This window comes from Kaistella sp. PBT33-4 (assembly GCF_029194425.1).
GTDB lineage: Bacteria > Bacteroidota > Bacteroidia > Flavobacteriales > Weeksellaceae > Marnyiella.
In genome coordinates, this window is record NZ_JARFYL010000002.1 from 102,502 (window position 1) to 115,652 (window position 13,151).

General features: G+C 44.6%; 13 protein-coding genes. 3 read left to right on the forward strand and 10 right to left on the reverse strand.

What is annotated here, in order from left to right; translation table 11 throughout:
• Window positions 1-110: 110 nt before the first annotated feature.
• Window positions 111-290 carry a hypothetical protein gene (locus P0M11_RS03450; RefSeq protein WP_275624468.1) on the forward strand — a complete coding sequence of 60 codons (180 nt, stop codon included), beginning with the start codon at window positions 111-113 and terminating at the stop codon, window positions 288-290.
• 171 nt (window positions 291-461) lie between these two features.
• Here P0M11_RS03450 and rpmA read toward each other — a convergent pair whose 3' ends face one another.
• The 3 genes from rpmA to P0M11_RS03465 all read right to left on the reverse strand — a co-directional run bounded on the left by rpmA (window position 462) and on the right by P0M11_RS03465 (window position 2,495).
• On the reverse strand, window positions 462-719 hold the full coding sequence (rpmA, locus tag P0M11_RS03455; protein WP_275624469.1) for a 50S ribosomal protein L27: 258 nt from the start codon (window positions 717-719) through the stop codon (window positions 462-464).
• Between the two features lie 26 nt (window positions 720-745).
• On the reverse strand, window positions 746-1,156 hold the full coding sequence (gene rplU / locus P0M11_RS03460; RefSeq protein ID WP_181887271.1) for a 50S ribosomal protein L21: 411 nt from the start codon (window positions 1,154-1,156) through the stop codon (window positions 746-748).
• A 130-nt stretch (window positions 1,157-1,286) separates the two neighbouring features.
• A complete protein-coding gene (locus tag P0M11_RS03465) occupies window positions 1,287-2,495 on the reverse strand; it encodes an NAD(P)/FAD-dependent oxidoreductase (RefSeq protein WP_275624470.1) in 1,209 nt (402 codons plus the stop codon).
• Window positions 2,496-2,570: 75 nt separating this feature from the next.
• Between P0M11_RS03465 and P0M11_RS03470 the strand changes: the two genes are divergently transcribed.
• Together P0M11_RS03470 and thiL are read left to right on the forward strand one after the other, a co-directional pair.
• Window positions 2,571-3,071, forward strand: coding sequence for a thioesterase family protein (locus tag P0M11_RS03470; RefSeq protein ID WP_275624471.1), 501 nt, complete (start codon window positions 2,571-2,573; stop codon window positions 3,069-3,071).
• Between the two features lie 31 nt (window positions 3,072-3,102).
• Window positions 3,103-4,155 (forward strand): thiamine-phosphate kinase, encoded by a 1,053-nt coding sequence (thiL, locus tag P0M11_RS03475; RefSeq protein WP_275624472.1) that lies wholly within the window; start codon window positions 3,103-3,105, stop codon window positions 4,153-4,155.
• A gap of 198 nt (window positions 4,156-4,353) precedes the next feature.
• Here thiL and P0M11_RS03480 read toward each other — a convergent pair whose 3' ends face one another.
• The 7 genes from P0M11_RS03480 to murG all read right to left on the reverse strand — a co-directional run bounded on the left by P0M11_RS03480 (window position 4,354) and on the right by murG (window position 13,150).
• Window positions 4,354-5,610, reverse strand: a complete 1,257-nt coding sequence (locus P0M11_RS03480) for a PKD domain-containing protein (RefSeq protein WP_275624473.1) — start codon at window positions 5,608-5,610, stop codon at window positions 4,354-4,356.
• Window positions 5,611-5,951: 341 nt separating this feature from the next.
• Window positions 5,952-6,398, reverse strand: coding sequence for a GatB/YqeY domain-containing protein (locus P0M11_RS03485; protein ID WP_275624474.1), 447 nt, complete (start codon window positions 6,396-6,398; stop codon window positions 5,952-5,954).
• A gap of 31 nt (window positions 6,399-6,429) precedes the next feature.
• Entirely contained in the window at window positions 6,430-8,313 is a 1,884-nt protein-coding gene (gene ftsZ, locus P0M11_RS03490) for a cell division protein FtsZ (protein ID WP_275624475.1), read from the reverse strand.
• A gap of 44 nt (window positions 8,314-8,357) precedes the next feature.
• A complete protein-coding gene (ftsA, locus tag P0M11_RS03495) occupies window positions 8,358-9,725 on the reverse strand; it encodes a cell division protein FtsA (protein WP_275624476.1) in 1,368 nt (455 codons plus the stop codon).
• An 88-nt stretch (window positions 9,726-9,813) separates the two neighbouring features.
• Complete coding sequence (locus tag P0M11_RS03500; protein WP_275624477.1) at window positions 9,814-10,641, reverse strand: cell division protein FtsQ; 828 nt, start codon at window positions 10,639-10,641, stop codon at window positions 9,814-9,816.
• Between the two features lie 32 nt (window positions 10,642-10,673).
• Window positions 10,674-12,044 carry a UDP-N-acetylmuramate--L-alanine ligase gene (gene murC / locus P0M11_RS03505; RefSeq protein ID WP_275624478.1) on the reverse strand — a complete coding sequence of 457 codons (1,371 nt, stop codon included), beginning with the start codon at window positions 12,042-12,044 and terminating at the stop codon, window positions 10,674-10,676.
• A complete protein-coding gene (gene murG, locus P0M11_RS03510) occupies window positions 12,041-13,150 on the reverse strand; it encodes an undecaprenyldiphospho-muramoylpentapeptide beta-N-acetylglucosaminyltransferase (RefSeq protein ID WP_275624479.1) in 1,110 nt (369 codons plus the stop codon). Before murG ends, murC begins: the two co-directional genes overlap by 4 nt.
• Window position 13,151: the final 1 nt, after the last annotated feature.

The window sequence follows — 13,151 nt, forward strand, 5'->3', positions numbered from 1 at the left end:
TACATTTACACAATTTCATTGTAGTTTTATAAGTCTGGCACGATTTTAAGTCTTAATTCATTCAGAAGGCTATCAGGTCTTCACACACAGAAATGACTGCAACTACATATATGAAACAGATAGTAAGGATGATTCTTCTGGGAGCTGTAACTGTGCTCACGGGAGCGGGGATTATGTTCCGCGGAACAGAGGAGAGTGGGTTTATGTACAATACAATAATGGTATCAGGAATACTGATAATGGTTTATGCCCTTTACCTGCTGTACGGTTTCAGGCGTCGCAACGCTTAGCAGTTCATATTAACAAAGAATATATTCCGGCTCATAAATGGGCTGGATTTTTTATAACCATTCAAATGATCCCGGATATTGAGCAAGATCAATATGAACAGACAAAAAAATCCCCGACTCATTAAGAATCAGGGATTTATATTTTATGCCGGTAAAACCGGAACGCTTTACTTATGCGTTAGGCTCAACAGATACAAAAGATCTGTTGTTTTGCTTCTTTCTGAAGACAACCTTTCCGTCTACAAGTGCATGGAGAGTGTGGTCCTTACCCATACCCACGTTTTCACCCGGGTGGTGCTGAGTACCTCTCTGTCTTACAATAATGTTTCCGGCAATCGCTGCCTGTCCTCCGAAAATCTTTACACCCAGTCTCTTGGAATGCGATTCTCTACCGTTTTTGGAACTACCAACTCCTTTTTTGTGTGCCATTTTATTCTAAGGTTTTTCGGTTTAAATTATTCAGCTGTTGCGCTGTCGTTTGTTGCTTTAGCTTCTTCAGTTGCTGCAGCTTCTTTTTTTGCTTTAGGCTCAGCTTTCTTCGTCTTTTTCTCACCTTCGAAACCAGTGATACCGGTTACGATGATTTGAGTAAGCTGTTGTCTGTGACCGTTCTTTTTAGCATAACCTTTTCTTCTTTTCTTCTTGAAGATGATTACCTTGTCCGCCTGAACGTGGTCTAAAATTTCGATATCCACTGTGATACCGCTTACAGCCGGGGCGCCTACTGTTGTTGAACCGTTTACGGTAAGAAGAACCTTATCAAAAGATACCTTGTCTCCTTTTTCACCTTTCAAACGGTTTACAAACAACTTCTGGTCTTGCTCAACTTTGTATTGAAGCCCTGCTATTTCTACAATTGCAAACATTGTTTATAAATTTATTGGTTGTTAACTATATATTTGAGTGTGCAAAAGTAATAAAATTTTCTGAATAACAAGCCTTTGCACTGCAAATTCAGCGAGTTAAAAAGATTAATTGCAAAATATTACTCTTTCGTTAGTTACTGTTCAGATCCTGAGCAATTAGCCAGGCCTCGCTCCAGCACGCCTGGAAGTTAAATCCACCCGTCACACCGTCAACATTCAGCACTTCACCGGCCAAATAAAAGTTGGGCAGAATGCGTGATGACATATTCTTGAAATTAATCTCTTTCAGCTCTACACCGCCTGCCGTTACGAACTCGTCCTTATAGGTAGATTTACCTGTGACCTGCATCCTGTTTGCACAAAGGTTCCCGATCATGCTTTCCATGTCTTTACTGCTAAGATTGGAGATGTTCTTATCCAGATCTACTTTGGAAAGCCAGAGGACACGGTGCCAGAAACGTGTGGTTACATCGAATATTTTGGAAGCGCCAACCGTTTTCTTCGGATTCTCCTTACGGTAGGTCTGAAGAATATTCGCAGCATTTTCGGTGTCCATTCCCAGGAAATTCACCAAGATTTCAGTTTTGTAGCCACATTCCGCCAGCTCGCGGGCTTTCCAGGCAGAAATCTTAAGAACCGCCGGTCCGGAAAGTCCCCAGTGCGTAATGAGCAGCGGTCCGGATTCATCGGACTTAAGCGATGGGATTGTAATTATGGCATTGGGAAAGCTGGTACCCATCAAATCCTTCAGGACTTCATTTTTTATGTTGAATGTAAAAAGCGAAGGCACAGCCGGAACCAGTTTGTGTCCCAACTGCTGAATCAGCTTCAGGGATTTCGGTGCGCTGCCCGGCGCATATACGATATAGTCTGCAGAAAAACTTCCATTGGTAGTGGACACCTCATATCCATGCTCATTTTGCTGAATGTTCTGCACAACAGTTTTCGTTAGAATCTCAAAAGCTTTTTGGTTAACGGTCTGCAGAAGTGCATCTATGATGGACTGCGATGAATTACTTTCGGGAAATACGCGGCTATCCGCTTCAACCTTCAAGGCAACGCCCCGCTGCTCAAACCAATCCATGGTATCACCCGGCTGAAAGTTGTGAAAGACGCTGATGAGCTCCTTATTCCCACGCGGATAAAAACCTACAAGATCTTTTGGGTCGAAGCAAGCATGAGTCACATTGCAGCGACCGCCACCGGAGATCTTAACCTTCTGCAGCACATCTGAATTCTGTTCAAGGATCTTTACCTTAAATTTTGATTCGTCCAGATTGGCGGCACAAAAAAAACCCGCTGCACCGCCTCCAATAATAATGACTGATTTCTTATCCATATCGCAGGGCAAAATTACGATTTTTAGAACCCACCTTTTAATCGTAAATTTACGCCCCTAAATAAACATATAAAAATGTCCGTATATCACCATAAATTTGAAGTCCGCTGGAGCGATATTGATGCCAACCGTCACCTTGCAAATTCTACTTACGTAGAGTATTGTGCCCAAACCAGAATGTCCTTTATGTCTAAAAACAAAATGGGCCTGAAGGAGCTGAACCGCTGGGGAATCGGTCCCGTAATCCTGCATGAAAGATATTCCTTCTTCCGGGAAATCCTGATGGATCAGGAAGTTTATGTAACCCTGGAAATCGACGGTTTTTCTGAAGACGGCGCCATCTATCAGTTCCTGCATAAATTCTATCTGCCGGACGGTACCCATTGCGCTACCTCGGAAGCTTTTGGTGTATGGATTGACATGATGCTGAGAAAATCCACCACTCCGCCGGATGATATCCTGGAGGTATTGACGAAGTATAAATCCGAAAATCATAAAATATTTACGCGCGAGGACATCAAGGCACTTCCTTTCCGTGCGGAAGACATTGATCCTGCGCTCTTAAATTCCATCTGATTCCCGAACCGACTCACCAAACCCAGAAATTATGCTAGAAGATAAAAACCCACAGTTAACGCCTATTTCGCAGTACGGGGAATTCGGACTGATAAAGCATCTGACCGAAAACTTTAGTTTCAACAATGAATCTACGGAGATTTCCATTGGCGACGATGCTGCGGTGATCGATCCACAAGGTCAGAAAGTGGTTGTCACAACCGATGTCCTGGCTGAAGGTGTACATTTTAATCTGGGTTATGTGCCTTTAAAGCATTTGGGCTATAAAGGGGTGGCAGTAAACATCAGCGACCTGGCTGCCATGAATGCAACGCCTACACAGATATTGGTTTCACTGGCCGTATCAAACCGCTTCCCAGTGGAGGCGCTGGAAGAGATTTATGAAGGAATCGCGCTGGCTTGTGAACGGTATAAGGTAGATCTGGTGGGCGGCGATACTACAAGTTCCACATCTGGTCTGGTAATGAGCATTACCGCGATAGGTTTGGAGCATTCTGAAAACCTGGTAGGCCGTAGCGGTGCCAAAGCCGGCGATTTACTTGTCGTAACCGGTGATTTGGGCGGTGCCTATATGGGTTTACAGATCCTGGAGCGCGAACATTCCGTATATCTGGCCAATCCCAATATGCAGCCTGAAATGGAAGGCTACGATTATATCCTGCAAAGACAGTTGAAACCGGAAGCCCGCACGGACATCAAGAATACCCTTAAGGAACTGGGCGTACAGCCGACTTCCATGATTGATGTTTCGGACGGACTTTCGTCTGAAATCCTGCATCTTTCTGACCAAAGCAAGGTAGGTTTCAGGCTTTATGAGTCCAAAATACCGATGGATCCTCTGACTATGACCACGGCAGATGAGCTTAACCTTAATCCGGTAATGTGCGCGCTGAACGGAGGTGAGGATTTTGAGCTGCTGTTTACAATTCCGGCCGCTGATTATGACAGAATTAAAAATCACCCGGACTTTACCATCATTGGCCATGTAACGACTTTTGAAGAAGGCAATTACCTCGTTGCGGCTGGAAGCAACGAACTGATTGCGCTAAACGCCCAGGGCTGGGATGCATTTCTGAACAGGTAATTTAGATCGGCTTTCAGCCTGCGGATGATCTATGACCGATTCCTTTCTCTTCAAAATGGTCTGTTTGTCCGCATAAAATCAATTTAATTGCCTCCCTTTGCATTACGCAGCACGGTAACTCAAAGGGAGGCAAAAAATTATTTTGATCGCTCCCACAGTCTCAGGAAATGAGACTTTGCAAAACCACGATTTATGATTTTACTTTTTCTGAATTTTTTCTGAATATTGCTTAGCACCGTCAGTGAATTTCAGGAAATACAAACCTTTGGTTAATCTTTGCATATCGATAGCGTAGGTAGGATACTGCTCTTCAATTGAAGTCTCGATTCTTCTGCCACTGGCATCAAAAAGTTGAAAAGAGGATAATCTGTTTCTGGATTGTATTTTCAAGAATTTTTCTACAGGATTTGGATACAGCAAAAACGCTTTTGCTGAGGATTCTTCTACACCCAATGCAAGAATCTCAATATTCTTTGTTGCAGTCGTATTTCTCCCACATGCATTTGTAGTAAAGGAGACGGTATAGTTTCCTGTGGCCGCGTAGGAGTGCTGGGGATTTTCCAATGTAGAGGTGGTTCCGTCACCGAAATCCCAAAAATAGGTTGTAGCAGAAGGTGAAGATTCATTTTGAAACTGGACCGTTTGCGAATTTACCATACTTGTGGAAAATCTTGAATTAACATCATGTGATAAAATATAGTACGTATTCATATTGTTAAAAACAACATTATGAACTGCCGTTCTTACGATTTGCGCTTCTGCCGCACTTATATTTCCGTTATAAGTCGCCAGCAAAGGATCTTTCTTGAAAATAGTGGTGTAGAAAGTATATGCGGCAACCATAGAACCTATTTCGCTGGGATGCGACTCATCAGTTTCATACAATTCCATATTTGGATAATTGGTGCGAAGCCATCTCCAAACCTTTCCTACGGGGGAAACCAAGGCTTCATTTTCTAATGCCATATGCATATACCTTTCACTGATTTTATCATCCATGCCGGTATAGGTACACATATAGGAGCCTGGTGAACAGTTGGACGCATCGCCATTTTTTCTTCCCCATGTCATATAAAATATAGCATTGCCACAAGGATTGCTGTTTCTAATACGGGTGACTAACTGTGCGCCATAGGGAAAAAGTTCTGCCTGCACATAAGGTAATGGAAATGCCGGTATCTGGCTTTGTTCCTGCAGTACTACATAGTCCCATGTTCCCAAATCAATTGTTGAAGTAACAGCAGGATTGGTGGCATGTTGCTTTAAAGTGTTTCCTCCAGGCGTATAAGCCTCATATACAAGGTTATCACCCGTACTTACTGCAATGTTCTGTACCAACTGCGGCAAATTGTTAAAGGCAGTATAGCTGTTTCCAACAAAAAAGACTTTTTTTACAGATTGAGCCAGTGAGAATGCAGAGAAAAAGCTAATAATAAAAAGTAGTTTTATTTTCATATAGATTTTTTTGCTAATATACCAAAATCCGGCACCACTAAAAAGACTACCACTACCCGCAAAGCAACGTCTGCCGATTTTGAGATGTAACCACATCGTTCATTATTATACTTCAAAGTTATCAACCTGTATTTAGCGCAGTTGTTAAATCTCCCAACTCCCCGCTGCCCAAAACACACTAATCTTATCTGCTTTTTCAATACGGGGTACAACTATTTATCTGTAGGAGATAATAAAAAACCCGAAGCGGCAATGCTCCGGGTTCAAATCAAATCGATATGCAAAGGTTGGATATCCTAATTTAATGCACAAATGTGCGCAGGGCTTAGCCCCAAGCGTTTTCAGGAAAGCAGCTTCTTCACCATTTCTGAAATACTCTTGCCGTCAGATTTGCCGGCAAGTGTTTTGGAGGCCATTCCCATTACTTTTCCCAAATCCTTCATGGATTCAGCACCGGTTTCGGCAATGATACTGCGGATCTCCGTCTCCAGTTCTTCAGCAGTAAGCTGTTTTGGCAAAAATTTCTCAATGACTGCTGTCTGCGCGGTTTCAACGTCAGCAAGGTCCGTACGGCCCTGCGCCGAAAACTGTTCGAAAGAGTCTTTCCGCTGCTTAATCATACGCTGGAGGATAGCAATTTCCTGCTCTTCTGAAACCTCGGCACCTTTTGCCTCCGTTTTCACGAGTAAGATCTGTGCTTTCACCGCACGAAGTGCATCCAGGGCTGTTTTGTCCTTTTCGCGCATTGCAGTCTTTATGGCTTCTGTAATGTTGTGTTCTAAACTCATCTTAATTATATATTAAGTTAAACAGAAGGGCTTAATCTACGTCCTTGTTCAGGAACCTGTTCTCGCGAACCTGCATCTGCCCGCTGCTGTTTTCAGAAAGATAGGTATTGATCCGTTGTTGTGAAGCATCTGAAGTTTCAATCGAGATATTCTTTCTTTTGAAGGCAGGAACAGTTTCGAAATCATTTTCACTTTCGGAAACCTGATAACGGGAATTAAATTCCTTCAGTTTATTCCTTCTCTCGAAAACCTTTTCCTGATTAACGGTCTTGTTAATGAAAGTAAACTCTTCCTGCACCTCAACCGTTTTGGTTTCCGGTGTTTTAGCGGCTGGAACTTCCGCTTTCTCTTCTATCTTAATTTCTTCCTTCTGCTGAACCGGTTCCGGCTTAATTTCTTCCTTAGGCGTGCTGAAATCGGCTAAGGTTTCATTAATCGGTTCGTTTACGAAAAAACTGAACTCCATTGGCTTCTCCTCACTGAACGATTTAATCTCCGGTGTTTCCTGCGCAGAGGCTGAATTATCAGCCGGGTTCGGTCTGTCTTCAGTTTCAAATCTGAAAGACTGTGCCTGAAGGTCCGCCTGATCGGCAGCATCCTCATCAATAGTAAAAAGGTCATAATCTTGCTTACTCTCAGCTTCTGAACGGTAATCTTTTGCAGGAAGGTCGTCCTTTTCAATAATTCTGAATTCGTTACGCGGCGTTGGTAAAGTTTGAGATGCCGCCTGCATATTTATGCCGGAATTTTGGTCTTCATCTTCCTGATCCAGGCGGAAGAAGCCCTGTGAAGCCAAAGCTGCCGGTGCCTCGCTGTCCTGTCTTTCATTTTTCAAACGGAATGGAGACTGCTTTGGAACCGAAACTTCGCTTGCATCTTCCAGCTTGATGCTGATTTTCTCGGCAGGGCCGGTGTTTTTCTTGTTGTCATTCGCAAAACCCGTTGCGATTACTAGTACTTTGATTGCTGCACCCAGTTCCTCGTCTGTACCTACACCGAAGATGATGTTGGCGGTGTTGCCGGCTTCGCTCTGGATATAATCGTTAATAAGGCCTATTTCGTCCATGGTAGCCTCATTGGCCTCTTCCACACCACTTTGGATTAACAGCAGAACATCTTTCGCACCTGTAATTTTATTGTCATTCAGCAATGGAGAGTCCAGTGCTTTACGTACAGCTTCATCAGCGCGTTTTTCGCCGGTGGCGATGCCTGTGGACATCAGTGCAGTTCCGGAGTTCTGAAGTACAGATTTGGCATCACGGAAGTCAATATTAATGGTGAATGGTGCGGTAATAACCTCAGCCATACCTTTGGCAGCGTTCGTAAGCACCTCATCCGCTTTGGAGAAACCCTGCTTGAAGCCCAGGTTGCCGAACTGCTGTCTCAGTTTATCGTTGTTGATTACAATAAGTGAATCTACGTTGTTTCTAAGTTTTTCCAGACCCAGATCTGCCTGATCCAGACGGCGGCGGCCTTCAAAACTGAAAGGTACAGTAACGATACCTACGGTTAGGATGCCCATTTCCTTGGCAATCTTGGCGATTACCGGCGCCGCACCGGTTCCGGTACCACCACCCATACCGGCAGTGATGAAAACCATCTTGGTATTCTGTCCCAAAGCAGCTTTAATATCGTCAATGCTTTCTATAGCGGCCTTCTCACCTACGTCAGGGTCGGCTCCTGCACCCAGGCCTTCCGTAATGGTTACCCCTAACTGAACTTTATTGGAAACGGGATTATTATCCAGAGTCTGTGCATCCGTGTTGCAGATGATGAAATCTACACCGTGAATCCCTTTCTCGTACATGTGCATCAAAGCATTGTTACCGCCGCCACCTACACCGATTACTTTTATTATGGAGGAATTCCCTTTCGGCAAATCAAATGAAAACCCCTCAGTGCTATAATTTTCCATAACTGTTTGTTTTTTATATTGAAGTTGATCGAAGATTTAAGCTGCTACTCTACCTCTTCGAAGAATTTTTTTACTTTTTCCATCAGTGACTGGCCAAAGGTCAGACTTTTTCTTTTTTTCTGAACCGTTTCCTGCTCAGCTGCGGTCTGTACTGCCGCGTCCATCATTTCTGCCACAGGTTTTTCTTCCCGCATTTCCGGCTCCGCTGCTTTCTCCTCAATTACCTCTTCCGGCATCCCGGCTTTCTTATCGCGGATCTTCAAGCTTTCCATAAGCAAGCCGATGGATGTTGCATATTCCGGTCCTTTAAGATACTGATTCTTGTCGTTGGCTACGTATTCATTGGCAAACCCAATGCGGCTGTCGAAACCGGTAATGAAATTGGCCAGCTGGCGCAGGTTCTTAAGATTGGAACCGCCCCCTGTAAGCACGATTCCAGCGATAAGTTTTTTCTTCTGTTCGAAAGCTCCATAGGCTTTCAGTTCAATATTCACCATTTCCAGGATTTCCTCTACACGCGCGCCAATGATTTCGGCCAGCGTCCGCAGGGAAATTTCCTTATCGGGGCGACCGTGCAGTCCCGGAATGGTTACATAAGTACTTTCCTTTTCCATATCGGGAAGTGAGGAGCCAAACTTCACCTTAAGCTGCTCTGCATGCTTCTCGATGATGGAACAGCCCTCTTTGATATCATCCGTTATGATGCCGCCGCCATAGGGAATGACACAGGTGTGGCGGATAATGTTATCCTTAAATATAGCGATATCTGTGGTACCGCCACCTATATCAATAATTGCAACGCCGGCTTCTTTTTCTTCCTTGGTAAGCACAGCTTCGGAGGATGCAAGCGGCTCAAGTGTTAGCGCTTCCATTTCCAGACCGGCCTCTTTCACACATCTTGCGATGTTGCGGATGCTGCCCATTTGGCCTACAACCACATGGAAGTTAGCTTCAAGACGTTTGCCGTGCATACCTACAGGCTCGTGAATTTCGCCCTCACTGTCTACCTTGTATTCCTGCGGAAGTACGTGAATGATTTCCTCGCCGGGAAGCATCACGAGTTTCTTCACCTGTTCTTTAAGTGCGTCAATATCGTCTTCACCTATAAACTTGTCGGGGTTTTCCCTCATTATATAATCGGAATGCTGCAGCGACCGGATATGTTTTCCGGCAATGCCCACAGTTACCTTTTTAATTTCCACGCCCGAGCTTGCCTGGGCTTCTGCCACAGCTGCACGTATGGAGCTGATGGTTTGTGAAATATTGTTCACAATTCCCTTATGAACACCCAAACTTTTGGCCTTTCCTACTCCCAGAACTTCAATTTTTCCGTGAGAGTTGCGCCGGCCCACGATCGCAACAATCTTTGTTGTTCCGATATCGAGTCCTACTGAATACTCTTGATTTTCCATTAATTGCCGATTTGATTTTTTTCTACTTTACCTAATTCATTCATACTGTTCCGCTCCTTACGGACGGCAGTTGCGTTTTCTCAGCCGCTTACCTTCTGCCAGCACTGCTTGAAGTGAGTTGCGCCCTCTCCGCGGCGAGTTTCACGAGTTCCTTACTGGAGGCACTGATAATACTGTCATTCTTTCCGTAACCCGGATTAAGGGTTGTCACAATCTGGTTATCATATTTCACCGAAACGCGGCTGTACTTCTCGGGTTCCTGGAAAACCAGAAATTTCTCTACAAAGGTCCGGAAGCCTTTTACCTTCAGGTCAATATTATCCAATGTACCTATTTCCACCCTGTAGTAACCGTCACTGGTCAGCAGGTTATAATCTGCACCCTCCTTGGCGATACCTATAAAATATTTCCTGCTGAAATCATCAGTCTCTATTTTGTTAACCAGTTCGGCCACCTGCAGATACTCACTTCGCTTTACATTGCCCTGAACCAGCATTGTAGGATGAGAATAAATTCTGGATAAAGGGAATTCATTTCCTTTTCTGTCCACATAGAAGTTCTCACCGCCCCTGTTCAGGCGGAAGGCCGGCACGCGCTGCATGATATCCACATTCAAAGCACCGTTCAGGTTCAGATATACGTTGGCACTGTCTACGGAGGGGAAATTATTGATTTCCTTTTCCAGTGCCGGAATATCAATGTCGCCGATTTTCCTTGATGGATTGGCCTTGCGTATGAAATCCATTACGTTTTTCTCGTCAATGAAGTATACCTTTTCCAACCCCTTTGGATAGACCATGTTAATGGATACATTTTCCATAGGCGCATTATTGAAGCGTTTCAGGGAAAAGCTGAGCAGCAAGCCGAAAATAATTACGGTTGCCAGAATCTTCAGAAGTCTCCATTTTTTTTTCATATCCTTTTTCCCTTCGGGAATAATTCTCCTATTTAACTATTTACGTGTTCACCTTGCGACAGCCAGGCTACAATGGGGTCATATAAGGTATCTATATTTCCTGCACCAACTGTAAGCAGGATGTCAAAATCCTTTTCTTTTATCTTTTCCAAAGCCGCGTCCAGACCGGCTACTTCTTTCACTTTTGCCTTAACTTTATCTGCCAGCCAGTCTGAGGTGATACCCGGAAAATTCTGCTGAATTTCACGTGCGGGGTAAATATCTAAGAGCATCAGTTCGTCCGAATTTTCAAGGCTTGCGGCGAAATCATCAGCAAAATCACGGGTCCGGCTGAAAAGATGTGGCTGGAACACTACCAAGAGTTTCTTCTCCGGATAAAAGGTCCTGATGGAGCCAATGACAGCATCCAGTTCGGTGGGATGGTGCGCGTAATCGTCAATATAAATTTTTCCACTCTCAAAAAAATGCTTGGTATAACGTCTTTTGATGCCTTTGAACGAAGCAATAGCTGCTTTTAAGGTATTGAAATCAACGCCTAGGTTATGCAGCAGTGCAATGGCGGCCGTTGCATTTTCCACGTTATGGATGCCGGGTATTTCCCAAACGAAATCCCGAACCACTTCAGTAGGTGTATGAAAGTCGAAATAAATGCGGTCCCTGTCCATACGCAGGTTATCGGAATAATAATCTGCAGGCTCATTAACCGCGTAAGACCTGCATGGCCTTCCAATATCTATACCTTTACGCACAAAAAGCTGATTATTTTCGGGAACCAGCGCACTGAATTCACGAAAACCCTGCTCAATAGTCTGCCTGTCACCATAAATATCCAGATGATCCGCATCCGTTGACGTGATTACCGCCCAATCCGGCGACAGTTTCAAGAAACTGCGGTCGTACTCGTCAGCTTCAACCACAGAATATTCGCTGCCGTTAAACAGAAAATTGGATTTGAAATTCTCTGCGATACCACCCAGGAAACAGGAGAACGGTAAGTTCGCTTCTTTGCAGAGATGGGCGATAAGCGATGATGTTGTTGTTTTGCCATGAGTTCCGGCCACGGCCAGACAGTTGGTATTGCGGGTAATCAAACCAAGTACCTCGGCTCTTTTAAGTATGGTGAAACCATTTTCCTGAAAAAAGGAAAGTATAGACAGCTGTTTGATGGCCGGTGTATAAATAACCAGCGTGGAGTCTTTGTCCAGGCTCTCCAGGCCAGAATCAACGGTGTCCTCAAAGGCAATCTCAATACCCTCCATAAGCAGGGCGGTCGTCAGTTTGGTAGGCGTCCTGTCATATCCCAGGACTTTTTTACCTGAAGCCTGGAAATAACGGGCCAGGGCACTCATCCCAATGCCACCAATTCCTACGAAGTAGAAGTTTTGATACTGATCTACATTCATACTTTCAGTGTTTTAAAGATTTCATCAACTATCTGTACAGTCGCTTCAGGTTTGCTGAAAGCTGTCATATTCTTACTCATCCCGGCACGCAATTCTGGCTTTTCACACAATTCGAGAAGCGCACTCCAAAAAAGATGTTTCATTTCGCTATCCTTAACCATTTTTGCCGCATTCATACTCACCAGGCTTTCGGCATTTTTTGTCTGATGATCCTCGGCTGCAAAAGGAAAGGGGACGAGCAGCACGGGTTTTCCCGCAATTGCGAGTTCAGAAATAGCGATGGCACCGGCCCGGGAAACAATGACATCGGCAGCAGAATAAGCCAGGGCCATATCTGCTATAAATTCATGCATCTGAACCAGAGCACCAGAAAGCTTTCTTAGCTGTTCATCATTCTGCAGATCACGGTACCCGGATTTACCGGTCTGCCAGATCAACTGCAAATCCTTCTCTGCAAGCTTTCCAATATTCTCTTTCCAGGCGTCATTCAAGGTTGCAGATCCCAGAGAGCCACCTACTGAAAGAATGGTAAGTTTGTTAGGGTCCAGACCCATCTTTTCTTTAGCCGTCCGGCTATCGGTTAGGCCAGCTACAATATTCTGCCGTACCGGATTTCCTGTAAAGACAGTCTTCTCCGGTGGGAATCCATTGACATTTGGGTAAGCGGTAAATACTTTCTTTGCTTTGCCGCTGAGTATCCTGTTGGTAATTCCTGCATGGGAATTCTGTTCTTGTATAAAGACGGGTATTCCCAGACGGGAGGCCGTAAACAAAGCCGGTCCGCTGGCATATCCGCCAGTTCCCACGGCGAAATCGGGCTTAAAATCCTTCAGTATCTTACGGGTTCTGAGTACGCTCTTCAGTAATTTGAAAGGTAATCCAAAGTTGGAGAGCATATTGCCGCGGTCTATTCCGGAAATATCGATTCCCTGAATCGCATAACCAGCCTGCGGAATTTTCTCCATTTCCATCTTGCCGTTTGCACCAATGAACAGAAATTCGGCATCGGGAAAACGCCTGCGGATCTCATCAGCCACAGCAATGGCCGGAAAGATGTGTCCACCTGTTCCACCGCCGCTTAATACTATTTTGAGCTGTCTGGTCATA

What these genes read in the sequence shown, in the direction of transcription:
- ftsZ (WP_275624475.1), bottom strand. Translation starts at nt 8,313, where the DNA reads ATGGAAAATTATAGCACTGAGGGGTTTTCATTTGATTTGCCGAAAGGG.
- murG (WP_275624479.1), bottom strand. Translation starts at nt 13,150, where the DNA reads ATGACCAGACAGCTCAAAATAGTATTAAGCGGCGGTGGAACAGGTGGA.
- thiL (WP_275624472.1), top strand. Translation starts at nt 3,103, where the DNA reads ATGCTAGAAGATAAAAACCCACAGTTAACGCCTATTTCGCAGTACGGG.
- P0M11_RS03485 (WP_275624474.1), bottom strand. Translation starts at nt 6,398, where the DNA reads ATGAGTTTAGAACACAACATTACAGAAGCCATAAAGACTGCAATGCGC.
- murC (WP_275624478.1), bottom strand. Translation starts at nt 12,044, where the DNA reads ATGAATGTAGATCAGTATCAAAACTTCTACTTCGTAGGAATTGGTGGC.
- ftsA (WP_275624476.1), bottom strand. Translation starts at nt 9,725, where the DNA reads ATGGAAAATCAAGAGTATTCAGTAGGACTCGATATCGGAACAACAAAG.
- rplU (WP_181887271.1), bottom strand. Translation starts at nt 1,156, where the DNA reads ATGTTTGCAATTGTAGAAATAGCAGGGCTTCAATACAAAGTTGAGCAA.
- P0M11_RS03480 (WP_275624473.1), bottom strand. Translation starts at nt 5,610, where the DNA reads ATGAAAATAAAACTACTTTTTATTATTAGCTTTTTCTCTGCATTCTCA.
- P0M11_RS03465 (WP_275624470.1), bottom strand. Translation starts at nt 2,495, where the DNA reads ATGGATAAGAAATCAGTCATTATTATTGGAGGCGGTGCAGCGGGTTTT.
- rpmA (WP_275624469.1), bottom strand. Translation starts at nt 719, where the DNA reads ATGGCACACAAAAAAGGAGTTGGTAGTTCCAAAAACGGTAGAGAATCG.
- P0M11_RS03450 (WP_275624468.1), top strand. Translation starts at nt 111, where the DNA reads ATGAAACAGATAGTAAGGATGATTCTTCTGGGAGCTGTAACTGTGCTC.
- P0M11_RS03470 (WP_275624471.1), top strand. Translation starts at nt 2,571, where the DNA reads ATGTCCGTATATCACCATAAATTTGAAGTCCGCTGGAGCGATATTGAT.
- P0M11_RS03500 (WP_275624477.1), bottom strand. Translation starts at nt 10,641, where the DNA reads ATGAAAAAAAAATGGAGACTTCTGAAGATTCTGGCAACCGTAATTATT.